This is a genomic window from Burkholderia sp. HMSC10F09, from assembly GCF_001806955.1.
GTDB classification, from domain to species: Bacteria; Pseudomonadota; Gammaproteobacteria; order Burkholderiales; family Burkholderiaceae; genus Burkholderia; species Burkholderia multivorans.
In genome coordinates, this window is record NZ_KV786648.1 from 1 (window position 1) to 24,057 (window position 24,057).

Sequence of the window (24,057 nt, forward strand, 5' to 3'; positions counted from 1 at the left end):
GCCGGCGTCGTCGCAAAGATCATCGAGTAAATTCGGCGATCCGCGGCTTCCCACGGGGGCCGCGATTCCACGGTAAGCAGTCGTACCGTCCGAAACCGGGCGTCCAGTTCCGCTGGCGCCCGGTTTCGTTTTGGCCGGGCGGCGGCGCGGTATCGACAAACGCGCACCACCGCTCGACAAAATCGTGTAGAATCGCGGGCTTAGCAGTGGAAGTACCGTCCCGGGACATCGTGCCTCGCACCCCGCAGGTGCGCTGTCTTGCGTTCTTTTAGTGTCCGGCGATGCAATATCGCCTCGCTCTTTTCAAGGAATCGTCATGCAGCAACAGAAAATCCGCATTCGCCTGAAGGCTTTCGACTATCGCCTGATCGATCAATCGGCCGCCGAGATCGTCGATACCGCGAAGCGGACTGGTGCAATCGTCCGTGGCCCGGTGCCGCTGCCGACGCGCATCCAGCGTTTTGACATCCTGCGTTCGCCGCACGTCAACAAGACGTCGCGCGACCAGCTCGAGATCCGTACCCACCAGCGTCTGATGGACATCGTCGATCCGACCGACAAGACGGTCGACGCGCTGATGAAGCTCGACCTGCCGGCTGGCGTCGACGTGGAAATCAAGCTGCAGTAAGGCTTTCGGCGCCTTCCGGGGTTCCGGAGGGTGCTAAGTCTTTGATTGCTTGCAGAAAACGGGAAGCCTTGCTACAATGCTAGGCTTTTCGCGCATTCGCGTAAAAAAGTCGGGTCTTGCGTACCCGGCATTTTGTAAATCAGCCCCGACCAATCGCAGTCGGGAATGGAGAAAACGATGAGCCTTGGACTCGTAGGTCGCAAGGTTGGCATGACCCGTATCTTCACGGCTGAAGGGGATTCGATTCCCGTCACCGTGGTGGACGTGTCGGACAACCGCGTGACGCAGATCAAGACTGTTGAAACCGACGGCTACACCGCCGTTCAGGTTGCATTCGGCTCCCGCCGCGCATCGCGCGTGACGAAGCCGCTGGCAGGTCATCTCGCCAAAGCCGGCGTTGAAGCCGGTGAAATCCTCAAGGAATTCCGCATCGATGCGGCCAAGGCAGCCGAGCTGTCGAATGGCGCCATCGTTGGCCCGGATCTGTTCGAAGTGGGCCAGAAGGTCGACGTGCAAGGCGTGTCGATCGGTAAGGGCTACGCCGGTACCATCAAGCGTTACAACTTCGGTTCGGGTCGTGCTTCCCACGGTAACTCGCGCTCGCACAACGTGCCGGGCTCGATCGGTATGGCGCAGGATCCGGGTCGCGTGTTCCCGGGCAAGCGCATGACGGGTCACATGGGTGACGTGACGGTGACGGTGCAAAACCTCGAAATCGCTCGTATCGACGCAGAGCGCAAGCTGCTGCTCGTCAAGGGTGCGATTCCGGGTGCGAAGGGCGGCAAGGTTTTCGTGACGCCGGCCGTGAAGACCAAGGGGGCGAAATAATGGAACTCAAGCTCCTGAACGAAAATGGTCAGGAAGGTGCAGTGGTCAACGCATCGGACGTCGTGTTCGGTCGTGACTACAACGAAGCGCTGATCCACCAGATCGTCGTCGCTTACCAGGCGAACGCTCGCCAGGGTAACCGCGCGCAGAAGGACCGCGAGCAGGTCAAGCACACGACCAAGAAGCCGTGGCGTCAGAAGGGTACGGGCCGCGCTCGTGCCGGTATGTCGTCGAGCCCGCTGTGGCGTGGCGGTGGTCGTATCTTCCCGAACTCGCCGGAAGAAAACTTCTCGCACAAGGTCAACAAGAAGATGCATCGCGCAGGTCTCTGCTCGATCTTCTCGCAGCTGGCCCGCGAAGGCCGTCTGTCGGTCGTCGAGGACATCGTTCTCGAAGCGCCGAAGACCAAGCTGCTGGCCGACAAGTTCAAGGCCATGGGTCTCGATTCCGTGTTGATCATCACCGACACGGTCGACGAAAACCTGTACCTGGCTTCGCGCAACCTGCCGCACGTGGCAGTTGTCGAGCCGCGCTACGCTGACCCGCTGTCGCTGATCTACTTCAAGAAAGTGCTGGTCACGAAGGCTGCGGTCGCCCAGATCGAGGAGTTGCTGTCATGAGCGAGATTCGCAAGAACGATCATCGTTTGATGCAGGTCCTGCTCGCACCGGTGATTTCCGAAAAGGCGACGCTGGTTGCCGACAAGAACGAGCAAGTCGTGTTCGAAGTCGCACCGGATGCCACGAAGCAGGAAGTGAAGGCGGCTGTCGAGCTGCTGTTCAAGGTTGAAGTTGATTCCGTCAACGTGCTGGTTTAGAAGGGCAAGCAAAAGCGCTTCGGCCGTTCGATGGGCCGCCGCAAGGACGTGAAGAAGGCATACGTGTGCCTGAAGCCCGGCCAGGAAATCAACTTCGAAGCGGAGGCCAAGTAATCATGGCAATCGTGAAAGTTAAACCGACGTCGCCGGGCCGCCGCGCGATGGTCAAGGTGGTCAACAAGGACCTGCACAAGGGCAAGCCGCACGCGGCACTGCTCGACACGCAGAGCTCCAAGGCTGGCCGCAACAACAACGGCCGCATCACGACGCGTCACCAGGGCGGTGGTCACAAGCACCACTACCGCGTGATCGATTTCCGTCGCACGAAGGACGGCATTCCGGCGAAGGTCGAGCGTCTCGAGTACGACCCGAACCGCAGCGCGAACATCGCGCTGGTGCTGTACGCCGACGGCGAGCGCCGCTACATCATCGCGCCGAAGGGCGTGACGGTTGGCCAGCAGCTCATGTCGGGTTCGGAAGCGCCGATCCGTGCAGGCAACACGCTGCCGATCCGCAACATCCCGGTCGGTACGACGATCCACTGCATCGAGATGCTGCCGGGCAAGGGCGCGCAAATGGCGCGTTCGGCCGGTACGTCGGCCATGCTGCTCGCACGCGAAGGCGTGTACGCGCAGGTCCGTCTGCGTTCGGGCGAAATCCGCCGCGTGCACATCGAGTGCCGTGCGACGATCGGTGAAGTCGGCAACGAAGAGCACAGCCTGCGCCAGATCGGCAAGGCCGGTGCGAACCGCTGGCGCGGTATCCGCCCGACGGTGCGTGGCGTGGCAATGAACCCGATCGACCACCCGCACGGTGGTGGTGAAGGCCGTACCGCTGCGGGCCGCGACCCGGTGAGCCCGTGGGGCACGCCGACGAAGGGCTTCCGTACGCGTCGCAACAAGCGCACGACGACGATGATCGTCCAGCGCCGTCACAAGCGTTAAGGAGTAGGCAATGGCACGTTCTGTTAAAAAAGGTCCGTTCTGCGACGCCCATTTGCTGAAGAAAGTTGAGGCGGCTGCAGCTTCGCGCGACAAGAAGCCGATCAAGACCTGGTCGCGTCGCTCGACGATCCTCCCGGATTTCATCGGCCTGACGATCGCCGTTCACAACGGCCGTCAACACGTTCCGGTGTACATCTCGGAAAACATGGTCGGCCACAAGCTTGGCGAGTTCGCACTGACCCGTACGTTCAAGGGTCACGCGGCCGACAAGAAGGCCAAGAAATAAGGGGCTATCAAGATGGAAGTGAAAGCAATTCATCGCGGTGCCCGCATCTCGGCGCAAAAGACGCGCCTTGTGGCTGACCAGATCCGCGGTTTGCCGGTCGACAAGGCGCTGAACGTTCTGACGTTCTCGCCGAAGAAAGCGGCTGGCATCGTGAAGAAGGTCGTGCTGTCGGCGATCGCGAATGCGGAGCACAACGAAGGCGCCGATATCGACGAGCTGAAGATCAAGAGCATCTACGTCGACAAGGCTGCATCGCTCAAGCGTTTCACCGCGCGCGCCAAGGGCCGCGGTAACCGCATCGAGAAGCAATCCTGTCACATCACAGTGACGGTCGGGAATTAAGGAGCCATACGATGGGACAGAAAATTCATCCGACTGGCTTCCGCCTGGCTGTCAGCCGCAATTGGGCTTCGCGTTGGTACGCGAACAACAACAATTTCGCGGCGATGCTGCAGGAAGACATCGGTGTTCGTGAGTATCTGAAGAAGAAGCTGAAGAACGCTTCGGTCGGCCGCGTCGTCATCGAGCGTCCGGCGAAGAACGCGCGCATCACGATTTTCAGCTCGCGTCCGGGCGTCGTCATCGGCAAGAAGGGTGAGGATATCGAACTGCTGAAGACGGAACTGCAACGCCGCATGGGCGTTCCGGTTCACGTCAACATCGAAGAGATCCGCAAGCCGGAAACCGATGCGCAGCTGATCGCCGACTCCATCACGCAGCAGCTCGAGCGCCGGATCATGTTCCGTCGCGCGATGAAGCGTGCGATGCAGAACGCGATGCGTCTGGGTGCCCAGGGCATCAAGATCATGAGCGCAGGCCGTCTGAACGGTATCGAAATCGCGCGTACGGAGTGGTATCGCGAAGGTCGCGTGCCGCTGCACACGCTGCGTGCCGATATCGACTACGCGACTTCGGAAGCGAAGACGACCTACGGGATCATCGGCGTCAAGGTGTGGGTGTACAAGGGCGATACCCTTGGCCGCAACGACGCGCCGGTGGTGGAAGAAGTAGCCGAAGACAAGCGTCCGCGTCGCAATGCGCGTCCGGGCGACCGTCGTCCGCGCCGTGACGGCGAAGGCGGCGCTCCGGGTGCTCGTCGTGGCGCACCGCGCCGTGGCGCCGGCAAGCCGGAAGACGGCAAGACTGGAGAATAACGATGCTGCAACCGAAACGCAGGAAGTATCGCAAAGAGCAGAAGGGTCGTAACACCGGCAAGGCGACGCGCGGCAACGCGGTGTCGTTCGGTGAATTCGGCCTGAAGGCGATCGGTCGCGGCCGTTTGACCGCGCGTCAAATCGAAGCGGCGCGTCGTGCCATGACGCGTCACATCAAGCGTGGCGGCCGCATCTGGATTCGCATTTTCCCGGACAAGCCGATTTCGCAGAAGCCGGCCGAAGTACGTATGGGTAACGGTAAGGGTAACCCGGAGTACTACGTCGCCGAGATTCAGCCGGGCAAGATGCTGTACGAAATGGACGGCGTATCCGAAGAACTGGCGCGTGAGGCGTTCCGTCTGGCTGCAGCGAAGCTGCCGATCCAGACCACGTTTATCGTTCGCCAGCTCGGCGCCTAAGGAGAAAACATGAAGGCTTCCGAACTTCTCCAGAAAGACCAGGCCGCGCTCAACAAAGAGCTGGCGGACCTGCTGAAGGCGCAATTCGGCCTGCGCATGCAACTCGCGACCCAGCAGCTCACGAACACGAGCCAGCTGAAGAAGGTTCGTCGCGACATCGCACGTGTGCGGACCGTCATGACTCAGAAGGCGAACCAGAAATGAACGATAGCGTGAAAACCTCGCTGAAGCGGACGCTGATCGGTCGGGTCGTCAGCAACAAGATGGACAAGACCGTCACCGTGCTGGTCGAGCACCGCGTCAAGCACCCGATCTACGGCAAGTATGTCGTGCGTTCGAAGAAGTACCACGCGCACGATGAAGCGAACACCTACAACGAAGGCGATCTCGTCGAAATCCAGGAAACCCGTCCTGTTTCGAAGACGAAGGCCTGGGCGGTGGCGCGTCTCGTCGAGGCAGCCCGCGTTATCTAAGCGGGTCAGAGCAGTAGAGCAGTAACGGGCACTTCTCCACGAAGTGCTTGAAATCGCAAAGTTTTTGCTTGCGTGACCGGGATTATTTGTTATAATCCCGGTCTTCCCTCTTTATGGGAGCCCCGTCGCGGGCGAAGTTGGTGGGGGAAGCGGACAGGCGCCAGCCTGCTCCGAAAGATTCACCGAATTGCGATGGCGGGTTTCGTTTGCCGTCGCTGCTGTTCCAACCCAAGCAGCCGATCGGCTGACGGGACCAAGACTGACCGTATGCATCATGGTGGTGCATCCGGATTAAGTTGGGAAAGACAAACCATGATCCAGACCGAATCTCGGCTTGAAGTAGCCGACAACACGGGTGCGCGTGAAGTCATGTGCATCAAGGTGCTCGGCGGCTCGAAGCGTCGTTATGCCAGCATTGGCGACATCATCAAGGTGAGCGTCAAAGAGGCAACGCCGCGCGGGCGTGTGAAGAAAGGCGAAATCTACAACGCCGTGGTGGTCCGCACCGCCAAGGGCGTGCGCCGTCAAGACGGCTCGCTGATCAAGTTCGACGGCAACGCCGCTGTGCTTTTGAATAACAAGCTCGAGCCGATCGGCACCCGCATTTTCGGGCCGGTGACGCGTGAGCTGCGTAGCGAACGATTCATGAAGATCGTCTCGCTGGCGCCGGAAGTGCTGTAAGGAGTCGCGATGAACAAGATTCGCAAGGGTGACGAAGTCATCGTCATCGCAGGCAAGGACAAGGGCAAGCGCGGTGTCGTGCTGGCAGTCGCCGCCGACCGCGTGACGGTTGAAGGTATCAACCTCGTCAAGAAGCACGTGAAGCCGAACCCGATGAAGGGTACGACGGGTGGTGTGGAAGCGAAGACGATGCCCCTCCACATTTCGAACGTCGCGGTTGTCGACGCGAACGGCAAGGCGTCGCGTGTCGGCGTCAAGGTCGAGGAAGGCAAGAAGGTTCGCTTCCTGAAGACGACCGGTGCCGTACTGAGCGCCTGACGCAGCGGAGTAAAAAATGGCTCGTTTGCAAGAGTTTTACAAAGAAAAGGTTGTGCCCGGCCTGATCGAGAAGTTCGGTTACAAGTCGGTCATGGAAGTGCCGCGCATCACCAAGATCACGCTGAACATGGGTCTTGGCGAAGCCGTCGCGGACAAGAAGATCATCGAGAACGCCGTTGGCGACCTCACGAAGATCGCCGGCCAGAAGCCGGTCGTCACGAAGGCTCGCAAGGCAATCGCAGGTTTCAAGATCCGCCAGGGTTACCCGATCGGCGCGATGGTGACGCTGCGTGGCCGTGCGATGTACGAATTCCTCGACCGTCTGGTGACGGTTGCGCTGCCGCGCGTGCGTGACTTCCGCGGCGTGTCGGGTCGTGCATTCGATGGCCGTGGCAACTACAACATCGGTGTGAAAGAGCAGATCATTTTCCCCGAAATCGATTACGACAAGATCGACGCGCTGCGTGGGCTGAACATCAGCATCACGACGACCGCGAAGACCGACGACGAAGCAAAGGCGCTGCTCGCCAGCTTCAAGTTCCCGTTCAGAAACTGAGGTTACCGTGGCTAAACTGGCACTGATCGAACGTGAAAAGAAGCGCGCCCGCCTGGTCGCGAAGTTCGCAGCAAAGCGCGAAGCGCTGAAGGCGATCATCGAAGACCAAAGCAAGTCGGAAGAAGAGCGCTACGAAGCACGCCTTGAGCTGCAGCAACTGCCCCGCAACGCAAACCCGACCCGCCAGCGCAACCGCTGCGCGATCACGGGCCGTCCGCGTGGCACGTTCCGCAAATTCGGCCTCGCGCGCAACAAGATTCGTGAAATCGCATTCCGTGGCGAGATTCCTGGCCTGACCAAGGCGAGCTGGTAATAGGAGAAACGTAAATGAGCATGAGTGATCCTATCGCCGATATGCTGACTCGCATCCGCAACGCGCAGATGGTCGAGAAGGTATCGGTCGCGATGCCCTCGTCGAAGGTCAAGGTTGCAATCGCACAAGTCCTGAAGGACGAAGGTTATATCGACGATTTCGCGGTGAAGACCGAAGGCGCGAAGGCTGAGCTGAACATCGCGCTGAAGTACTACGCGGGCCGTCCGGTGATCGAGCGCCTCGAGCGCGTGTCGAAGCCGGGTCTGCGCGTGTACCGCGGCCGTAACGAGATTCCGCAGGTCATGAATGGCCTCGGTGTGGCTATCGTGTCGACGCCGAAGGGCGTGATGACCGACCGCAAGGCGCGCGCAACGGGCGTCGGCGGCGAAGTCATCTGCTACGTCGCTTAAAGCCGAGGAGAGAGAAACATGTCTCGAGTAGGTAAGAGCCCGATCGCGCTGCAAGGCGCGGAAGTCAAGCTGGCCGACGGCGTCATCACCGTCAAGGGCCCGCTGGGCACGATCACGCAAGCGGTGAACCCGCTCGTGAAGGTGGCGAACAACGACGGCACGCTGAACCTGGCGCCGGCCGACGAAAGCCGCGAAGCAAATGCACTGTCGGGCACGATGCGCGCGATCATCGCGAATGCCGTGCACGGCGTGACCAAGGGTTTCGAGCGCAAGCTGACGCTGGTTGGCGTCGGCTACCGTGCGCAAGCGCAAGGCGACAAGCTGAACCTGTCGCTGGGTTTCTCGCACCCGGTGGTGCACCAGATGCCGGAAGGCGTCAAGGCTGAAACCCCGACGCAAACCGAAATCGTGATCAAGGGGATCGACAAGCAGAAAGTCGGCCAAGTGGCTGCGGAAGTCCGCGGCTACCGTCCGCCTGAGCCCTACAAGGGCAAGGGCGTGCGCTATGCCGACGAGGTTGTGATCCTCAAAGAAACGAAGAAGAAGTAAGGGTGCGCAATCATGGATAAGACTCAATCTCGCCTGCGCCGCGCTCGCCAGACGCGTATCAAGATCGCTGAGCTGCAGGTCGCGCGTCTCGCCGTGCATCGCACGAACACGCACATCTACGCTCAGGTGTTCTCGCCGTGCGGCACCAAGGTGCTCGCTAGCGCGTCGACGCTGGAAGCTGAAGTGCGCGCCGAGCTCGCAGACAAGTCGGGCAAGGGTGGCAACGTCGCCGCCGCGACGCTGATCGGCAAGCGTATTGCCGAGAAGGCCAAGGCCGCCGGCATCGAATCCGTCGCCTTCGACCGCTCGGGCTTCCGCTACCACGGCCGCGTGAAGGCGCTGGCTGAGGCAGCTCGTGAAGCTGGGCTCAAGTTCTAAGGAAGGAATTCGTCATGGCAAAGATGCAAGCGAAAGTTCAGGCTGACGAGCGCGACGACGGCCTTCGCGAAAAGATGATTTCGGTCAACCGCGTGACCAAGGTCGTGAAGGGTGGCCGTATTCTCGGCTTCGCCGCACTGACCGTGGTCGGCGACGGTGATGGCCGCGTCGGTATGGGCAAGGGCAAGGCGAAGGAAGTGCCGGTCGCTGTCCAGAAGGCGATGGAGCAGGCTCGCCGCAACATGTTCAAGGTGCCGCTGAAGAACGGCACGCTCCAGCACGAAGTGCACGGCAAGCACGGCGCATCGACGGTTCTCCTCGCTCCGGCGAAGGACGGTACCGGCGTGATCGCCGGCGGCCCGATGCGCGCCGTGTTCGACGTGATGGGCGTTCAGAACGTCGTGGCCAAGAGCCACGGTTCGACGAACCCGTACAACCTCGTGCGTGCGACGCTGGACGGCCTGCGCAAGCAGTCGACCCCGGCAGACATCGCGGCGAAGCGCGGCAAGTCCGTCGAAGAAATTTTGGGCTAAGCCCGGGTGGTCACCATGTCTGAAAAAACTGTCAAGGTTCAGCTCGTCAAGAGCCTGATCGGGACCCGCGAATCGCACCGCGCGACCGTGCGTGGCCTGGGCCTGCGCCGACTCAACTCGGTCAGCGAGCTTCAGGACACGCCGGCGGTCCGCGGCATGATCAACAAGGTCTCGTACCTCGTTAAGGTCATCGCGTAAGCGGCCCTACGGATCAAGGAGTTGATATGGAATTGAATAACCTGAAGCCGGCCGCTGGCGCCAAGCACGCCAAGCGTCGCGTCGGCCGCGGCATCGGTTCGGGCCTCGGCAAGACGGCTGGCCGTGGTCACAAGGGTCAGAAATCGCGTTCGGGCGGCTTCCACAAGGTCGGCTTCGAAGGCGGTCAGATGCCGCTGCAACGTCGTCTGCCGAAGCGCGGCTTCACGTCGCTGACGAAGGAATTCGTCGGTGAAGTGCGTCTGGGCGACCTCGAGAAGCTGCCGGTCGATGAAATCGATCTGCTCGCACTGAAGCAAGCCGGCCTGGTCGGCGAGCTGACGAAGAGCGCGAAGATCATCGCCACGGGCGAACTGAAGCGCAAGATCGTCGTGAAGGGTCTCGGCGCCACGAAGAGTGCGCGCGCTGCGATCGAAGCGGCTGGCGGTTCGTTCGCCGAGTGACACGCGTAGCGCGTCGTCACTTGCATTCATCGGAGAAGGTACTTGGCTAACAGCCCGAGTCTTGCAAAACCCGGTCGAAGCACGGCGAAATTCGGCGATCTGCGCCGGCGAGCGATGTTCCTGCTCCTGGCGCTGATCGTCTATCGCATCGGCGCGCACATCCCCGTGCCGGGCATCGATCCGGATCAACTGGCGAAGCTGTTCCAGAGTCAGGCGGGCGGCATCCTGGGCATGTTCAACATGTTCTCGGGCGGCGCGCTGTCGCGTTTCACGATCTTCGCGCTGGGGATCATGCCGTACATCTCGGCGTCGATCATCATGCAGCTGCTGGCGATCGTGTCGCCGCAGCTCGAGGCGCTGAAGAAGGAGGGGCAGGCGGGGCAACGGAAGATCACGCAGTACACGCGGTATTTCACCGTGGTGCTCGCGACCTTCCAGGCGTTCGGTATCGCGGCTGCGCTGGAAAACCAGCCGGGCCTCGTGATCGACCCCGGCATGCTGTTCCGGCTGACGACGGTCGTGACGCTGGTCACCGGTACGATGTTCCTGATGTGGCTCGGCGAGCAGATCACCGAGCGCGGTCTGGGCAACGGTATCTCGATCATCATCTTCGGCGGGATTGCAGCAGGGTTCCCGAATGCCGTGGGCGGTCTGTTCGAGCTGGTGCGCACGGGTTCGATGAGCATCATTTCGGCGATCATCATCGTCGTTCTGATTGCCGCGGTGACTTACCTGGTCGTGTTCATCGAACGCGGTCAGCGCAAGATCCTCGTGAACTACGCGAAGCGTCAGGTCGGCAACAAGATCTACGGCGGGCAGTCGTCGCACCTGCCGCTGAAGCTGAACATGTCGGGTGTGATTCCGCCGATCTTCGCGTCGTCGATCATCCTGTTCCCGGCCACGATTCTCGGCTGGTTCAGCACGGGTCAGCCGTCGGGAAGCTGGATCTCCAACACGTTGCATAACGTCGCGGAGGCGCTGAAGCCGGGCCAGCCGGTCTATGTGCTGCTGTACACGCTGGCGATCGTGTTTTTCTGCTTCTTCTACACCGCACTGGTGTTCAACAGCAGGGAAACCGCGGACAACCTGAAGAAGAGCGGCGCGTTCGTGCCGGGCATCCGTCCGGGCGACCAGACCGCGCGATATATCGACCGCATCCTCACGCGTCTGACGCTGGCCGGTGCGATCTACATCGTCTTCGTGTGTCTGCTGCCGGAATTTCTGGTGCTGCGCTGGAACGTGCCGTTTTATTTTGGTGGAACGTCGCTGCTGATCATTGTCGTCGTCACGATGGACTTCATGGCGCAGGTGCAGTCGTACGTTATGTCGCAACAGTATGAGTCGCTGCTCAAGAAGGCCAACTTCAAGGGCGGCAACATCCCAATGCGTTAAAAGGACTATGGCCAAAGACGATGTAATCCAGATGCAGGGTGAGGTGATCGAAAACCTCCCGAATGCGACCTTCCGCGTGAAGCTGGAAAACGGCCATGTCGTGTTGGGGCATATCTCCGGAAAGATGCGGATGCACTACATCCGCATCCTGCCGGGCGACAAGGTGACGGTTGAATTGACGCCTTACGATCTGTCTCGTGCGCGGATCGTGTTCCGGGCGAAGTGATTTGGAAAAAAGGGTATTATCATGAAAGTGATGGCATCGGTTAAGCGCATTTGCCGCAATTGCAAGATCATCAAGCGCAAAGGCGTCGTTCGCGTGATCTGCAGCTCGGATCCGCGCCACAAGCAGCGCCAAGGCTGACCGCGCGTTTGTTTGCGCTTTTTGTTTGAGGAAAAACAATGGCTCGTATCGCAGGGGTTAACATCCCGAATCACCAGCATACCGAGATCGGCCTGACGGCAATCTTCGGTATCGGCCGCACCCGTTCGCGCAGCATCTGCGTGGCAGCTGGCGTCGATTTTTCGAAGAAGGTCAAGGATCTGACCGACGCAGACTTGGAAAAGCTGCGTGAAGAAGTGGGCAAGTTTGTCGTCGAAGGCGATCTGCGCCGTGAAGTGACGATGAACATCAAGCGCCTGATGGATCTCGGTTGCTACCGTGGCGTTCGTCATCGCAAGGGCCTGCCGATGCGCGGTCAGCGTACGCGTACGAACGCACGTACCCGCAAGGGTCCGCGTCGTGCAGCGCAAGCGCTGAAGAAGTAAGCGGAACTGACAGTTACAGGAAAACGTAATGGCTAAGGCTTCGAACACCGCGGCGCAACGCGTTCGCAAGAAGGTTAAGAAGAACGTCGCTGAAGGCGTGGTTCACGTTCACGCGTCGTTCAACAACACGATCATCACGATCACCGATCGCCAAGGCAACGCACTGGCATGGGCGACGTCGGGCGGTCAGGGCTTCAAGGGCTCGCGCAAATCGACGCCGTTCGCTGCTCAGGTCGCAGCCGAGTCGGCTGGCCGCGTCGCGATGGAATACGGCGTGAAGAATCTGGAAGTGCGGATCAAGGGCCCGGGCCCGGGTCGCGAGTCGGCAGTGCGCGCGCTGCACGGCCTCGGCATCAAGATCACCGCGATTTCGGACGTCACCCCGATTCCGCACAACGGCTGCCGTCCGCCGAAGCGTCGTCGTATCTAAGGATGTGCTGGCACGTTCGTGCTGGCGCATTGCCTGTCGCCGCGCCGCGTCGACGGGCGTTGCTTTTTTGATTGACTAAGCCCACCGTTCGCCCCAAAGGGAGCGGACTAGCGCGGATTCCGATCCGCGTGACCGATTGATAAAAGGAATGCAAAGTGGCACGTTATATCGGCCCTAAAGCCAAGCTGTCCCGCCGTGAAGGCACCGACCTGTTCCTGAAGAGCGCGCGTCGCTCGCTCGCCGACAAGTGCAAGCTCGACAGCAAGCCGGGTCAGCACGGCCGTACCTCGGGCGCACGTACGTCCGACTACGGCACGCAGCTGCGTGAAAAGCAAAAGGTCAAGCGTATCTACGGCGTGCTGGAGCGTCAGTTCCGCCGCTACTTCGCCGAAGCCGACCGCCGCAAGGGCAACACGGGTGAAAACCTGCTGCAACTGCTCGAATCGCGCCTCGACAACGTCGTGTATCGCATGGGCTTCGGCTCGACCCGCGCTGAAGCGCGTCAGCTCGTCAGCCACAAGTCGATCACGGTGAACGGCATCGTCGCGAACGTGCCGTCGCAGCAAGTGAAGGCAGGCGACGTCATCGCGATCCGCGAAAAGGCGAAGAAGCAGGCACGTATCATCGAAGCGCTGTCACTGGCCGAGCAAGGCGGCATGCCGAGCTGGGTTGCAGTCGATGCGAAGAAGTTCGAAGGTACGTTCAAGCAAGTGCCGGAACGCGCCGACATCGGCGGCGACATCAACGAAAGCCTGATCGTCGAATTGTATTCGCGTTAATCCGATTGACGGCCGAGGTACCCCGATTGCGTGCAGCAAGGGGTGACCTCGGCTGTTTATTTTCAGGGTGTTACCGGTCAGCCTTATCGGTGTAACGAGCCGAGGGTATTGAAAAGGAAAACCTATGCAAACCAGTTTGTTGAAACCCAAGATCATCGCCGTGGAATCGCTGGGCGAGAACCATGCGAAGGTGGTCATGGAGCCGTTCGAGCGCGGCTACGGCCACACCTTGGGCAATGCGCTCCGTCGCGTGCTGCTGTCGTCGATGGTCGGTTACGCGCCGACGGAAGTCACGATCGCGGGCGTGGTTCACGAGTATTCGACGCTCGATGGTGTGCAAGAGGACGTCGTCAACCTGCTGCTGAACCTGAAGGGCGTGGTGTTCAAGCTGCACAACCGCGACGAAGTGACGGTGACCCTGCGCAAGGAAGGTGAGGGCGTCGTCACCGCCGGCGATATCGAGCTGGCGCACGATTGCGAAGTCATCAACCCGGATCACGTGATCGCGCATCTGTCGAAGGGCGGCAAGCTCGACGTGCAGATCAAGGTCGAGAAGGGTCGCGGCTACGTGCCGGGCAACGTCCGTCGCTATGGCGAAGACACGGCCAAGATCATCGGCCGCATCGTGCTCGACGCATCGTTCTCGCCGGTTCGCCGCGTGAGCTACGCGGTCGAAAGCGCGCGTGTCGAGCAGCGTACCGACCTCGACAAGCTCGTGATGAACATCGAAACGACCGGCGTGATCACGCCGGAAGAGGCGATCCGTCAATCGGCGCGCATCCTCGTCGACCAGCTGTCGGTGTTCGCGGCGCTGGAAGGCACGGAAACCGCTGCCGAGGCACCGTCGCGCGCACCGCAGATCGATCCGATCCTGCTGCGTCCGGTGGACGATCTCGAGCTGACGGTCCGTTCCGCGAACTGCCTGAAGGCCGAGAACATCTACTATATCGGCGATCTGATCCAGCGCACGGAAAACGAGCTGCTGAAGACGCCGAACCTCGGTCGCAAGTCGCTGAACGAGATCAAGGAAGTGCTCGCCTCGCGCGGCCTGACGCTGGGCATGAAGCTCGAGAACTGGCCGCCGGCTGGGCTCGACAAGTAAGCGCGGTAGTTGCTGAAGCTGGCAAAGATGCGGATTTTCCTTTAAAATCCGCATCTTGCTTTTTTTCGTTACCGGCCCGTGCGCCCGTTCGGGGTGCGATAGAAGAGCTGGATCAAAACTTTGAATCAAGGAAACTGAAATGCGCCATCGTCATGGTCTGCGGAAACTGAACCGCACGAGCAGCCACCGTCTGGCTATGCTCCGCAACATGTCCAACTCGCTGATCGAGCACGAAGTCATCAAGACGACGCTGCCGAAGGCGAAGGAACTCCGTAAAGTCGTCGAGCCGCTGATCACGCTCGGCAAGAAGCCGTCGCTCGCGAACCGTCGCCTGGCGTTCAACCGCCTGCGCGATCGCGATTCGGTCGCGAAGCTGTTCGACGTGCTCGGTCCGCGTTTCGCGAACCGTCCGGGCGGCTACCTGCGTATCCTGAAGTTCGGCTTCCGCGTCGGCGACAACGCGCCGATGGCACTGGTCGAACTGCTGGATCGTCCGGAAGTCGACGAAACGGAAAACGTGCAAGAAGCGGAATAAGCTTCGGTACGAAGCAGTAACCGAAAGGGCTGAGCGATTGCTTGGCCCTTTTTGTTTTTCGGGCGCCAGCTGCGATCGATTGTCGCAGCGTGCCGCCGGCAGCCGCGCTCGCGCTGCGCTACGATACGGGGCGACAAGCGTGGGCCGCGGCGTGCGGCGAGTTGCCGTCGCCGGATGCGCGCCGGCCCCGCGAGCGAATCAGGAGGGCGCGAATGGTGGTAGTACTGATGCTGACGACGGTGCCGGATGCCGCGACCGCCGCGACGCTGGCCGACGGTGCGCTCGGTGCGCGGCTCGCCGCGTGCGTGTCGGAACTCGGCGCGATCAAGTCGCGCTATCACTGGCAGGGCAAGGTCGAGACCGCCGACGAGATCCAGCTGCTGTTCAAGACGAGCGCCGTTCGCGCGCTCGAACTGGAGCGGTTTATCGTCGCGCATCATCCGTACGACACGCCCGAAATCCTGTCGTGGCAGGCGACCGCATCGGACGCCTACGGTCAGTGGGTGGCCGGCGAAACTCAACGTCTCTTTCATGTTTAACGGTATGGCGCTTCCCGTGCGCGCGCGTGCGCTGCAATTCCTCGCATTCCTGTTGTCGGTGCTGTGCATGCTGGGCGGCATGTCGATCGCACGCGCGGCCGACGATTTCCTCGATCCGACGGTCGCGTTCAAGTTCAGCGCCAGCGAAGCGCCGGGGCAGGTCGACGTCCGCTTCAAGGTCGCGAACGGCTACTACCTCTACCGCGAGCGATTCGCGTTCGCGGTGAAAAGCGGCCAGGCGACGCTCGGCGAGCCGCAACTGCCCGCCGGCCATGTGAAGTTCGACCAGACCTTCGGAAAGAACGTCGAGACGTATCGCGGCGACGTCGTGATCCACGTGCCGGTGAAGCAGGCGGCCGGGCCGTTCGAGCTCGCCGTCACGTCGCAGGGCTGCGCGGACGAAGGCATCTGCTATCCGCCCGCCGAGCATGTCGTGAAGATCGACGGCGCCGCGCTCGGCACTGCGTCGAATGCGGCGGGCAATACGGCCGCGCAGGGCAGCTGGTTCGACAAGGTCACGAGCGCCGATTTCGCGCAGTCGCTGCTCGAAGGGCGGGGCTTCTTCACGATCGTCGCGTTGTACTTCGTCGCAGGCGTCGTGCTGAGCCTGCTGCCGTGTTCGTATCCGATGATCCCGATCGTGTCGGCGATCATCATCGGCCAGGGCACGCGGGCGACGCACGCACGCGGCTTCGCGCTGTCGCTCACGTACGTGGTCGGCATGGCGCTCGTCTATACGGTGCTCGGGATCGCCGCGGCGCTGATCGGCCAGAGCCTCGGTGCATGGCTGCAGAACCCGTGGGTGCTCGGCGCCTTCGCCATGCTGCTGACCGCGTTTGCGGTATCGCTGATCTCCGGCAAGGACATCGCGTTGCCGCAGCGCTGGCAGAACGGTGCGGCCGAAGCGTCCGGCGCGCGTCAGGGCGGTCACTTCGCGGCGGTCGCGGCGATGGGCGCGCTGTCGGCGCTCGTCGTCGGCGCATGCATGACGGCGCCGCTGTTCGCGGTCCTCGCGTTCATCGCGCATACGGGCAACGCATGGCTCGGCGGCGCCGCGTTGTTCGCGATGGGGATGGGGCTCGGCGTGCCGCTGCTCGTCGTCGGCGTGGGTGCCGGTACGCTGCTGCCGCGCGCGGGCGCGTGGATGGACGGCGTGAAGGTGTTCTTCGGGATCGTGCTGCTCGCGGCCGCGCTGTGGATCGTATGGCCGGTGCTAGGCGGCGGATTGAAGATGATGCTGGCCGCGCTGTGGCTGCTCGTCGCCGCGGCGGCGCTCGGGCTGTTCACGCCGAATGCGGGTGCCGCCTCGATCTGGCGCCGGCTCGGACGCGGTCTGGGCGCGGCGCTCGCGATCTGGGCCGCGACGCTGCTCGTCGGCCTCGCCGCCGGTTCGACCGATCCGGTGAAGCCGCTCGCGGTGCTCGCGTCGCGCGCGGCGGCGACCGGCAGCGATGCAGCGGCGGCCGCGGCGCACGAGGGTCCGGCATTCGCGTCAGTGCGCTCGAGCGGCGAGCTCGATGCGCTGCTGAAGAGTTCCGCGCAGCCGGTGATGCTCGACTTCTACGCCGACTGGTGCGTGAGCTGCAAGGAGATGGAGCACTTGACGTTTACCGACGCGCGCGTGCAGGCGCGGCTCGCGCAGCTGCATCTCGTGCGTGCGGACGTGACGGCCAACAATGCGGACGATCAGGCGCTGCTCAAGCGCTTCGGCCTGTTCGGGCCGCCGGGCATCATCTTCTTCGATCGCAACGGCAAGGAAATCGCGCGCGTGGTCGGCTATCAGGCCGCGGAGACGTTCCTGCGCAGCCTCGATCGCGCGGCCGTGCCGACCGTATAACGAACGAACCGCACGCCAGGCGATGTCGCCGCACGCGATCGGGCGCGCACAAAAAAACGGCGGAACACCGAAGTGTTCCGCCGTTTCGTTTTGCAGCCGCGCAGGGCGCGCCGATCAGCGTTGCGCTTTCAGCAGACGCGCGGCGTCGAGCGCAAAGTACGTGAGCACGCCGTCGGCGCCCGCGCGCTTGAACGCGAGCAGCGATTCGAGCACGACCTTGTCGTGGTCGAGCCAGCCGTTCATCGCGGCGGCCTTCAGCATCGCGTATTCGCCGCTCACCTGATAGACGTAAGTCGGGAAGCGGAATTCGTCCTTCACGCGGCGCACGATGTCGAGATACGGCATGCCCGGCTTGACCATCACCATGTCGGCGCCTTCGTCGATGTCGAGACGCACTTCGCGCAGCGCTTCGTCGGTGTTCGCGGGATCCATCTGGTAGGTCATCTTGTTGCCCTTGCCGAGATTGGACGCCGAGCCGACCGCATCGCGGAACGGGCCGTAGAACGCGGACGCGAACTTGGCCGAGTACGCCATGATCCGCGTATGGATATGCCCGTCGCTTTCGAGCATCTCGCGGATCGCGCCGATGCGCCCATCCATCATGTCCGACGGCGCGACGATGTCGACGCCGGCTTCGGCCTGCGCGCGCGCCTGCTCGATGAGGATCTCGATCGTGTCGTCGTTGATCACGTAGCCGTTCTCGTCGAGCACGCCGTCCTGGCCGTGGCTCGTGTACGGATCGAGTGCGACGTCGGTCAGCACGCCGAGTTCGGGGAAGCGCTTCTTCAGTTCACGCACCGCGCGCGGAATCAAGCCTTCGGGATTGCCCGCCTCGCGGCCGTCCGGCGTCTTCAGCGCGGGCTCGATCGCGGGGAACAGCGACAGCACCGGCACGCCGAGTTCGACGCATTGCTCGGCCACATGCATCAGCAGATCGACCGATACGCGCTCGACGCCGGGCATCGACGGCACGGGCTGCCGCTCGTTCGTGCCTTCGACGACGAACACGGGGTAGATCAGATCGTCGGTGGTCAGGCGGTTTTCGCGCATCAGGCGCCGGGAGAAATCGTCGCGGCGCATCCGGCGCGGACGATGAAGCGGATGGAAACTCATGACGAATTGGCAGAAATCAGGGCAATAAGACCTTACGGAACCCTTAGGTCATTTTCGGGGGCGTTGGTATATGATAGCGATCGGGCGACGCGCGATGCGCGGCGCTCCCCGCTTCTCCTCCCTGAGCGGGTGCCTGTCTTTTTTCGATTAGGCTGTTTGACCCGCCGTTCGACGGCGGGTTTTTTTATGAGCCGTCCGAATCGCAGGCGCTCTCAGGTGCGCGCGGCCGATCCCGCCGCGCGTTGCCGTTCATTGTGCTACAGGCTCGTTTTTTTCGTCGGCGACGGACGGCCGCACCCAGCTCTCGATCAACGCATGCGCTTCATCGAGGCCCGTGCGCTTGAGCGCCGAGAACAGCTGGACCGTCAGCTTGCCTTGGACCCCCTGATCGCGATAGGCATCCAGCCCCTTTTGCGTGGTGCGCAGTGCGTTGATGCTCTCCTGCCGCGTCAATTTGTCGCACTTCGTCAGCAAGGTATGGATCGGCTTGCCGGTCGGCGCGAACCATTCGATCATCCGGCGATCGAGTTCGGTCAGCGGACGGCGCGAGTCCATCATGAGAATCAGCCCGCAGAGCTGCGAGCGCGTCGCGAGATAGGTGGACAGCAGCATCTCCCAGTGCGCCTTCGCGGCGCCGGGCACTTCGGCGTAGCCGTAGCCGGGCAGATCGACGAGATTCGCGACGGGTTCCGCGGCCGGCCCGACCGAGAAGTAGTTGATGTGCTGCGTGCGGCCGGGCGTTTTCGACGCGAATGCCAGTCGTTTCTGGTTGCACAGCACGTTGATCGCCGTCGACTTGCCGGCGTTCGAGCGGCCCGCGAATGCGACTTCCGGCTGCACCGTGGGCGGCAGATCGCGCAGGTGATTGACGGTCGTATAGAAGCGGGCTTGATGGAGCAGAAAGGCCATGGGAACCGGACGGACGGGCGGCGCGAGCCGCTTGGTGGAGGCGGGGTAGCCCCGATAGGCGCGGGGGCTTTCAGCGCGATATTGTACAATACGGCGGTTTTACCGAAGGCCCCGGGGCGCCTGCGTCGCACTTTTATGCGGCTTCTGCGGTAGACTGAACGCCGTCGTTTTTTGCAGAACCTCAAATTCCCACAAGACGAAACAGGGTGTGCGAATGAATCGACTGTGCAAGTCTCTGATGGTGCTTCAGGTTGCAGCAGGGTTCGTAGGTTTCGTAGCAGAGGCAAGCGCGGCGGATGCGGCCAAGCCGGATCTGGAGCGCGGCAAGGCGATCGCCGGGCAGGTATGCGCGTCGTGCCACGGCGCCGACGGCAACAGCGCCTCGGGCAATTTCCCGAAGCTCGCCGGTCAGCATCCCGAATATCTGGTCAAGCAGTTGAACGACTTCAAGGCGCAGCCGGGCGCGAAGGGGCCGGCGCGCAACAACGCGGTGATGGTCGGATTCGCCAGCGCGCTGAGTCCGGACGACATGCGCAACGTCGCCGCGTATTACGGATCGCAAGCGGCCAAGCCCGGCACCGCGCGCAACGCGGCCACCGTGGCGCTCGGCCAGAAGATCTATCGCGGCGGCATCGCGGACAAGGGCGTGCCCGCCTGCGCGAGCTGCCACGGGCCGACGGGGCAAGGCATTCCGGTTCAGTATCCGCGTCTGTCGGGGCAATGGGCCGACTACACGGTGGGCCAGTTGACCGCGTTCCAGCAGGGTGCCGGCGCGCGGAACAACAACGAGGCGATGCATCAGATCGCATCGCGTCTGTCGGACAGCGAGATCAAGGCCGTCGCGGATTACATCGCCGGCCTGCATTGAGCGGTTCGATGCGAACGGAGTGACCGGGCGTCCGAAGGGCGGCCGGAGTCAGAACAAGAAAAGGGTGGGGCGCCGCGTCGTTGCGGCCGCCTTGCCCTTTTTTGTTGTCAGTCGGAGTTTGAATGAGCGTTACCACGTCGGGGTTGCAGTCGAAGTCGGGTCATGGTGCGTCGAAGCGCGCGGTCGAGCTGCTCAGCTCGATGCGCTTCGCGATCGCGCTGCTGGTCGTGCTGTCGATCGCGAGCATCATCGGCACCGTCCTCACCCAGGACGATCCTTATCCGAACTACGTGAACCAGTTCGGCCCGTTCTGGGCCGACATCTTCCGCGCGCTCGGCCTGTACAACGTGTACAGCGCATGGTGGTTCATGCTGATCCTGATCTTCCTCGTCGTGTCGATCTCGCTGTGCGTGATCCGCAATGCGCCGAAGATGCTCGCCGACGCGAAAAGCTGGAAGGACAAGGTCCGTGAAGGCAGCCTGCGTGCGTTCCATCACAAGGCCGAGTATTCGGCGAGCGGCACGCGTGCGGCCGCGGCGGCGGCGCTCGCCGCGTTCGTCGCGAAGGCCGGCTACAAGCACGTCGTGCGCGAAACCGACGGCGCGACGCTGATCTCCGCGAAGCGCGGCGCGATGACGAAGTGGGGCTACATCTCCGCGCACCTCGCGATCGTCGTGATCTGTATCGGCGGGCTGCTCGACAGCAATCTGCCCATCAAATTCCAGATGTGGATGTTCGGCAAGAGCCCCGTCAACACGAGCGCGACGATCAGCGAGATTTCGGCCGACCACCGGCTGTCCGCGTCGAACCCGACGTTCCGCGGCTACGCCTGGGTGCCCGAGGGCCAGTTCGTGTCGACCGCGATCCTGAACCAGCCGAGCGGCTCGCTGATCCAGGATCTGCCGTTCTCGATCCAGCTGAACAAGTTCATCGTCGACTACTACTCGACCGGCATGCCGAAGCTGTTCGCGAGCGACATCGTCGTGATCGATCGCGAGACGGGCCGCAAGATTCCGGCGCGCGTCGAGGTCAACAAGCCGTTCACGTACAAGGGCGTGTCGATCTATCAGTCGAGCTTCCAGGACGGCGGCTCGCAGATGCAGATGACGGCCTATCCGATGACGGGCGGCAGCGCGAAGCCGTTCGCGGTGCAGGGCACGATCGGCAGCTCGACGCCGCTGCAGATGCCCGGCGTCGACGGCGACACGATCGAGTTCGCCGATTTCCGCGCAATCAACGTCGAGAACATGGCGGACGCGAACGGCAAGCCGGACGTGCGCGGCGTTGCGAAGACCGCATCGCTGAAGGAGGCGTTCGACGAGCGGCTCGGCTCGGGCGCGAAGACCTCGAAGCCGATGCAGCTGCACAACATCGGGCCGTCGGTGCAGTACAAGATCCGCGGCAAGGACGGTCAGGCGCGCGAATTCAACAACTACATGCTGCCCGTCGACATGAGCGGCGAGCGCGTGTTCCTCGCGGGCGTGCGCTCGAGCCCGAACGATCCGTTCCGCTACATGCGCATTCCGGCCGACAGCCAGGATTCGATCGGCGAATGGATGCGTCTGCGCGCGGCGCTCGAGGATCCGGCCGTGCGCGCGGAAGCGGCCGCGCGCTTCGCGCAGCGTTCGCTGCCGGGCACGGACGCGTCGCTGCGCGCGCGCCTGCAGGACAGCGCGCAGAAGGTGCTGACCCTTTTCGCGGCGAGCGACGACAGCGTCGGCCGCGGCGCGGACGGCCAGCCGATCGGCGGCTTCCAGGCCGTCGCGACGTTCATCGACCGTTCGGTGCCGAAGGCCGAGCAGGAGAAGGCCGCGAACCTGATGCTGCGCATGCTCGAAGGCTCGATGTGGGAGGTCTGGCAGATCGCGCGCGAGCGCGCCGGCGAGCCGGCCGCGCAGCAGGGCAACGACACGCTCCGCTTCGTGCAGAACGCGCTCAACGCGCTGTCCGACAGCTTTTTGTATGGCGCGCCCGTCTATCTGCAGCTCGACTCCTTCAAGCAGGTGCAAGCTTCGGTATTTCAGCTGACGCGCGCACCCGGCAAGAATCTGGTGTATCTTGGCAGCCTGCTGTTGGTCGCCGGCATCTTCGCGATGTTCTATGTGCGCGAGCGGCGTCTGTGGTTCTGGCTGAAGGACGCCGGCTCCGGCGTCGACGTGGTGATGGCGATGTCCACGGCCCGCAAGACCTTCGATTTCGAGAAAGAATTCGTGCAGACGCGCGATGCGGCGGGCGCCGCGTTGCACGCCGCACCGCGCGATGCCGCGCCGGCCGGTGCCGCTTCAGCGGCGCGTCCGCCCGTCGGCGGCGATTCCGCTTCCGAGAATTCCACCCGGTAACATCATGGATCTCACTCAAGTCTCCTCTTCCCGTCCGGCGTCGGCCAAGGCGCCGGCTCCGGCCGCGTCGTTCGACGAGCGTCCGTTCCTCGCGCGCCTGTCGCCGCTCGACTGGCTGTTCGCGCTGGCGCTTGTCGTGGGCGCGGGCTATGCGCTCGTGCACTACAACGCGCACATGGATTACTACGACAAGGCCGTGCTGATCGGCACCGTGCCGGCGCTCGTCGCGCTCGGCTGGCGGTGGAAGCCGGCGCGGCTGATGATGGCGTCGATCGCGGTGCTGTCGCTGCTGTCGATCCAGATCTATCAGGGCGATCTCGCGCGCGCCGATTCAGCGTTCTTCCTCAAGTACTTCCTGTCGAGCCAGTCGGCGATCCTGTGGATGAGCGCGCTGTTCGTGCTCGCGACGCTGTTCTACTGGATCGGCCTGCTCGCGCGCTCGGCGTCGGGGTCGGCGATCGGCCAGAAGCTTACGTGGGTCGCGGTGCTGATGGGCTTCACGGGCCTGATGGTGCGCTGGTACGAGTCCTACCTGATCGGCGCCGACGTCGGACATATCCCCGTGTCGAACCTGTACGAAGTGTTCGTGCTGTTCAGCCTGATCACCGCGCTGCTCTATCTCTATTACGAAGGCCACTACGGCACGCGTGCGCTCGGTGCGTTCGTGCTGCTGGTCATCAGCGCGGCGGTCGGCTTCCTGATGTGGTACTCGGTCGCGCGCGATGCGCAGCAGATCCAGCCGCTGGTGCCGGCGCTGCAGAGCTGGTGGATGAAGATCCACGTGCCGGCGAACTTCATCGGCTATGGCAGCTTCGCGCTGTCGGCCATGGTGTCGGTCGCCTATCTGATGAAGGAGCGCGGCGTGCTCGCCGATCGTCTGCCGACGCTCGAGGTGCTCGACGACGTGATGTACAAGTCGATCGCGGTCGGCTTCGCGTTCTTCACGATCGCGACGATCCTCGGCGCGCTGTGGGCGGCCGAAGCCTGGGGCGGCTACTGGAGCTGGGATCCGAAAGAAACCTGGGCGCTGATCGTGTGGCTGAACTACGCGGCGTGGCTGCACATGCGGTTGATGAAGGGGCTGCGCGGCGCGGTGGCTGCGTGGTGGGCGCTCACGGGCCTGCTCGTGACGACGTTCGCGTTCCTCGGCGTCAACATGTTCCTGTCCGGGCTGCATAGCTACGGCAAGCTGTAAGGGTTTCGACGCTCGTCAGACAAAAGACCGCCGGCGCACCGCGTGCCCGGCGGTTTTCTTTTGTAATGCGCGCGCGCAGCGCGTGCAGAACGGCGCCCGGCGGCGCCGGTCGAATGCGGATGAGGCGTGCGCCAGCGCGCGCAAAGGAGCAGCACGATGTGGATCAAACGTTCTTTCCGTCACCTGCTGACGGGCGACGATATCGCGCGCAGCGAGATCACGCCGCGCGCGCTGTTCGAGCATCGCCGGCGCGTGCTGCAGGCCGCCGGCGCCGCGGCGGCGGGCGGGCTGCTCGGCGGCAGCGG

The 24,057-nt window shown here is 62.7% G+C and carries 35 protein-coding genes and 2 pseudogenes; 35 read left to right on the plus strand and 2 right to left on the minus strand.

All coding sequences use genetic code 11. The features are described 5' to 3' along the window. Window positions 1-316: 316 nt before the first annotated feature. The 31 genes and pseudogenes from rpsJ (at window position 317) to dsbD (ending at window position 17,328) form a co-directional block, all read left to right on the plus strand. Window positions 317-628: a 30S ribosomal protein S10 gene (gene rpsJ / locus HMPREF3115_RS10330; protein WP_004199280.1), complete on the plus strand. Its 312-nt coding sequence runs from the start codon at window positions 317-319 to the stop codon at window positions 626-628. Between the two features lie 177 nt (window positions 629-805). Beyond that, window positions 806-1,456 carry a 50S ribosomal protein L3 gene (gene rplC / locus HMPREF3115_RS10335; protein ID WP_012212557.1) on the plus strand — a complete coding sequence of 217 codons (651 nt, stop codon included), beginning with the start codon at window positions 806-808 and terminating at the stop codon, window positions 1,454-1,456. Further along, entirely contained in the window at window positions 1,456-2,076 is a 621-nt protein-coding gene (rplD, locus tag HMPREF3115_RS10340; RefSeq protein WP_006400658.1) for a 50S ribosomal protein L4, read from the plus strand. Before rplC ends, rplD begins: the two co-directional genes overlap by 1 nt. Further along, window positions 2,073-2,387, plus strand: a pseudogene (gene rplW / locus HMPREF3115_RS10345) (50S ribosomal protein L23). The gene rplD and the pseudogene rplW overlap by 4 nt, the downstream one beginning before the upstream one ends. A gap of 2 nt (window positions 2,388-2,389) precedes the next feature. Then, on the plus strand, window positions 2,390-3,217 hold the full coding sequence (rplB, locus tag HMPREF3115_RS10350) for a 50S ribosomal protein L2 (RefSeq protein WP_006400657.1): 828 nt from the start codon (window positions 2,390-2,392) through the stop codon (window positions 3,215-3,217). Window positions 3,218-3,227: 10 nt separating this feature from the next. Next, complete coding sequence (gene rpsS / locus HMPREF3115_RS10355) at window positions 3,228-3,503, plus strand: 30S ribosomal protein S19 (protein WP_004199273.1); 276 nt, start codon at window positions 3,228-3,230, stop codon at window positions 3,501-3,503. Window positions 3,504-3,515: 12 nt separating this feature from the next. Next, entirely contained in the window at window positions 3,516-3,845 is a 330-nt protein-coding gene (gene rplV / locus HMPREF3115_RS10360) for a 50S ribosomal protein L22 (RefSeq protein ID WP_004199272.1), read from the plus strand. Window positions 3,846-3,856: 11 nt separating this feature from the next. Then, window positions 3,857-4,657 carry a 30S ribosomal protein S3 gene (gene rpsC, locus HMPREF3115_RS10365; RefSeq protein ID WP_006400654.1) on the plus strand — a complete coding sequence of 267 codons (801 nt, stop codon included), beginning with the start codon at window positions 3,857-3,859 and terminating at the stop codon, window positions 4,655-4,657. A gap of 2 nt (window positions 4,658-4,659) precedes the next feature. Next, window positions 4,660-5,076 (plus strand): 50S ribosomal protein L16, encoded by a 417-nt coding sequence (gene rplP / locus HMPREF3115_RS10370; RefSeq protein WP_006400653.1) that lies wholly within the window; start codon window positions 4,660-4,662, stop codon window positions 5,074-5,076. A 9-nt stretch (window positions 5,077-5,085) separates the two neighbouring features. After that, a complete protein-coding gene (gene rpmC / locus HMPREF3115_RS10375) occupies window positions 5,086-5,280 on the plus strand; it encodes a 50S ribosomal protein L29 (RefSeq protein WP_006400652.1) in 195 nt (64 codons plus the stop codon). Then, complete coding sequence (gene rpsQ, locus HMPREF3115_RS10380; protein ID WP_006400651.1) at window positions 5,277-5,549, plus strand: 30S ribosomal protein S17; 273 nt, start codon at window positions 5,277-5,279, stop codon at window positions 5,547-5,549. Before rpmC ends, rpsQ begins: the two co-directional genes overlap by 4 nt. Window positions 5,550-5,861: 312 nt before the next feature. After that, window positions 5,862-6,230: a 50S ribosomal protein L14 gene (gene rplN, locus HMPREF3115_RS10385; RefSeq protein WP_004197951.1), complete on the plus strand. Its 369-nt coding sequence runs from the start codon at window positions 5,862-5,864 to the stop codon at window positions 6,228-6,230. A 9-nt stretch (window positions 6,231-6,239) separates the two neighbouring features. Continuing rightward, window positions 6,240-6,548, plus strand: coding sequence for a 50S ribosomal protein L24 (gene rplX, locus HMPREF3115_RS10390; RefSeq protein WP_070554335.1), 309 nt, complete (start codon window positions 6,240-6,242; stop codon window positions 6,546-6,548). Window positions 6,549-6,564: 16 nt separating this feature from the next. Further along, window positions 6,565-7,104, plus strand: a complete 540-nt coding sequence (gene rplE, locus HMPREF3115_RS10395; RefSeq protein WP_006400649.1) for a 50S ribosomal protein L5 — start codon at window positions 6,565-6,567, stop codon at window positions 7,102-7,104. A gap of 7 nt (window positions 7,105-7,111) precedes the next feature. Then, entirely contained in the window at window positions 7,112-7,417 is a 306-nt protein-coding gene (gene rpsN / locus HMPREF3115_RS10400) for a 30S ribosomal protein S14 (protein ID WP_006400648.1), read from the plus strand. A 14-nt stretch (window positions 7,418-7,431) separates the two neighbouring features. Next, complete coding sequence (rpsH, locus tag HMPREF3115_RS10405) at window positions 7,432-7,827, plus strand: 30S ribosomal protein S8 (RefSeq protein ID WP_006400647.1); 396 nt, start codon at window positions 7,432-7,434, stop codon at window positions 7,825-7,827. 18 nt (window positions 7,828-7,845) lie between these two features. Then, the gene (rplF, locus tag HMPREF3115_RS10410) at window positions 7,846-8,376 is read left to right on the plus strand and encodes a 50S ribosomal protein L6 (RefSeq protein WP_006400646.1); all 531 of its coding nucleotides are present in this window, start codon (window positions 7,846-7,848) and stop codon (window positions 8,374-8,376) included. A 12-nt stretch (window positions 8,377-8,388) separates the two neighbouring features. Then, the gene (rplR, locus tag HMPREF3115_RS10415; RefSeq protein ID WP_006400645.1) at window positions 8,389-8,754 is read left to right on the plus strand and encodes a 50S ribosomal protein L18; all 366 of its coding nucleotides are present in this window, start codon (window positions 8,389-8,391) and stop codon (window positions 8,752-8,754) included. 14 nt (window positions 8,755-8,768) lie between these two features. Further along, entirely contained in the window at window positions 8,769-9,287 is a 519-nt protein-coding gene (gene rpsE / locus HMPREF3115_RS10420) for a 30S ribosomal protein S5 (RefSeq protein WP_004197945.1), read from the plus strand. A 15-nt stretch (window positions 9,288-9,302) separates the two neighbouring features. After that, window positions 9,303-9,485 (plus strand): 50S ribosomal protein L30, encoded by a 183-nt coding sequence (gene rpmD, locus HMPREF3115_RS10425; RefSeq protein WP_006400644.1) that lies wholly within the window; start codon window positions 9,303-9,305, stop codon window positions 9,483-9,485. Window positions 9,486-9,511: 26 nt separating this feature from the next. Beyond that, complete coding sequence (rplO, locus tag HMPREF3115_RS10430) at window positions 9,512-9,946, plus strand: 50S ribosomal protein L15 (protein WP_006400643.1); 435 nt, start codon at window positions 9,512-9,514, stop codon at window positions 9,944-9,946. Between the two features lie 42 nt (window positions 9,947-9,988). Further along, on the plus strand, window positions 9,989-11,338 hold the full coding sequence (secY, locus tag HMPREF3115_RS10435) for a preprotein translocase subunit SecY (RefSeq protein ID WP_006400642.1): 1,350 nt from the start codon (window positions 9,989-9,991) through the stop codon (window positions 11,336-11,338). A gap of 7 nt (window positions 11,339-11,345) precedes the next feature. Continuing rightward, window positions 11,346-11,564, plus strand: a complete 219-nt coding sequence (gene infA, locus HMPREF3115_RS10440) for a translation initiation factor IF-1 (protein ID WP_004521905.1) — start codon at window positions 11,346-11,348, stop codon at window positions 11,562-11,564. A 21-nt stretch (window positions 11,565-11,585) separates the two neighbouring features. After that, the gene (gene rpmJ / locus HMPREF3115_RS10445; RefSeq protein WP_004199844.1) at window positions 11,586-11,702 is read left to right on the plus strand and encodes a 50S ribosomal protein L36; all 117 of its coding nucleotides are present in this window, start codon (window positions 11,586-11,588) and stop codon (window positions 11,700-11,702) included. Window positions 11,703-11,740: 38 nt separating this feature from the next. Next, on the plus strand, window positions 11,741-12,106 hold the full coding sequence (gene rpsM, locus HMPREF3115_RS10450) for a 30S ribosomal protein S13 (protein ID WP_006400641.1): 366 nt from the start codon (window positions 11,741-11,743) through the stop codon (window positions 12,104-12,106). 28 nt (window positions 12,107-12,134) lie between these two features. Next, the gene (gene rpsK / locus HMPREF3115_RS10455; RefSeq protein ID WP_004197937.1) at window positions 12,135-12,536 is read left to right on the plus strand and encodes a 30S ribosomal protein S11; all 402 of its coding nucleotides are present in this window, start codon (window positions 12,135-12,137) and stop codon (window positions 12,534-12,536) included. 155 nt (window positions 12,537-12,691) lie between these two features. Further along, a complete protein-coding gene (gene rpsD, locus HMPREF3115_RS10460; RefSeq protein WP_006400640.1) occupies window positions 12,692-13,315 on the plus strand; it encodes a 30S ribosomal protein S4 in 624 nt (207 codons plus the stop codon). Window positions 13,316-13,439: 124 nt separating this feature from the next. After that, window positions 13,440-14,417, plus strand: a complete 978-nt coding sequence (rpoA, locus tag HMPREF3115_RS10465; RefSeq protein WP_006400639.1) for a DNA-directed RNA polymerase subunit alpha — start codon at window positions 13,440-13,442, stop codon at window positions 14,415-14,417. 139 nt (window positions 14,418-14,556) lie between these two features. Beyond that, the gene (gene rplQ / locus HMPREF3115_RS10470) at window positions 14,557-14,952 is read left to right on the plus strand and encodes a 50S ribosomal protein L17 (protein WP_006400638.1); all 396 of its coding nucleotides are present in this window, start codon (window positions 14,557-14,559) and stop codon (window positions 14,950-14,952) included. 212 nt (window positions 14,953-15,164) lie between these two features. After that, window positions 15,165-15,491, plus strand: a complete 327-nt coding sequence (gene cutA / locus HMPREF3115_RS10475; protein WP_006400637.1) for a divalent-cation tolerance protein CutA — start codon at window positions 15,165-15,167, stop codon at window positions 15,489-15,491. Beyond that, entirely contained in the window at window positions 15,484-17,328 is a 1,845-nt protein-coding gene (gene dsbD, locus HMPREF3115_RS10480; RefSeq protein ID WP_070554337.1) for a protein-disulfide reductase DsbD, read from the plus strand. The genes cutA and dsbD overlap by 8 nt, the downstream gene beginning before the upstream one ends. A 114-nt stretch (window positions 17,329-17,442) precedes the next feature. Here the strand turns inward: dsbD and hemB are convergent, their stop codons facing one another. Beyond that, window positions 17,443-18,441 carry a porphobilinogen synthase gene (hemB, locus tag HMPREF3115_RS10485; protein ID WP_006407017.1) on the minus strand — a complete coding sequence of 333 codons (999 nt, stop codon included), beginning with the start codon at window positions 18,439-18,441 and terminating at the stop codon, window positions 17,443-17,445. 249 nt (window positions 18,442-18,690) lie between these two features. Then, window positions 18,691-19,350, minus strand: coding sequence for a ribosome biogenesis GTP-binding protein YihA/YsxC (gene yihA / locus HMPREF3115_RS10490; protein WP_006407016.1), 660 nt, complete (start codon window positions 19,348-19,350; stop codon window positions 18,691-18,693). A 214-nt stretch (window positions 19,351-19,564) separates the two neighbouring features. Between yihA and HMPREF3115_RS10495 the strand changes: the two genes are divergently transcribed. From HMPREF3115_RS10495 to HMPREF3115_RS30835, 4 genes and pseudogenes are all read left to right on the plus strand, one after another. Further along, the gene (locus tag HMPREF3115_RS10495; RefSeq protein ID WP_070554339.1) at window positions 19,565-20,218 is read left to right on the plus strand and encodes a c-type cytochrome; all 654 of its coding nucleotides are present in this window, start codon (window positions 19,565-19,567) and stop codon (window positions 20,216-20,218) included. Window positions 20,219-20,340: 122 nt separating this feature from the next. Beyond that, a complete protein-coding gene (locus HMPREF3115_RS10500; RefSeq protein WP_070554341.1) occupies window positions 20,341-22,557 on the plus strand; it encodes a cytochrome c biogenesis protein ResB in 2,217 nt (738 codons plus the stop codon). A gap of 4 nt (window positions 22,558-22,561) precedes the next feature. Then, complete coding sequence (gene ccsB, locus HMPREF3115_RS10505) at window positions 22,562-23,752, plus strand: c-type cytochrome biogenesis protein CcsB (RefSeq protein WP_053296762.1); 1,191 nt, start codon at window positions 22,562-22,564, stop codon at window positions 23,750-23,752. Window positions 23,753-23,908: 156 nt separating this feature from the next. Then, window positions 23,909-24,057: pseudogene (locus tag HMPREF3115_RS30835) on the plus strand (protein-methionine-sulfoxide reductase catalytic subunit MsrP); the annotation flags it as partial.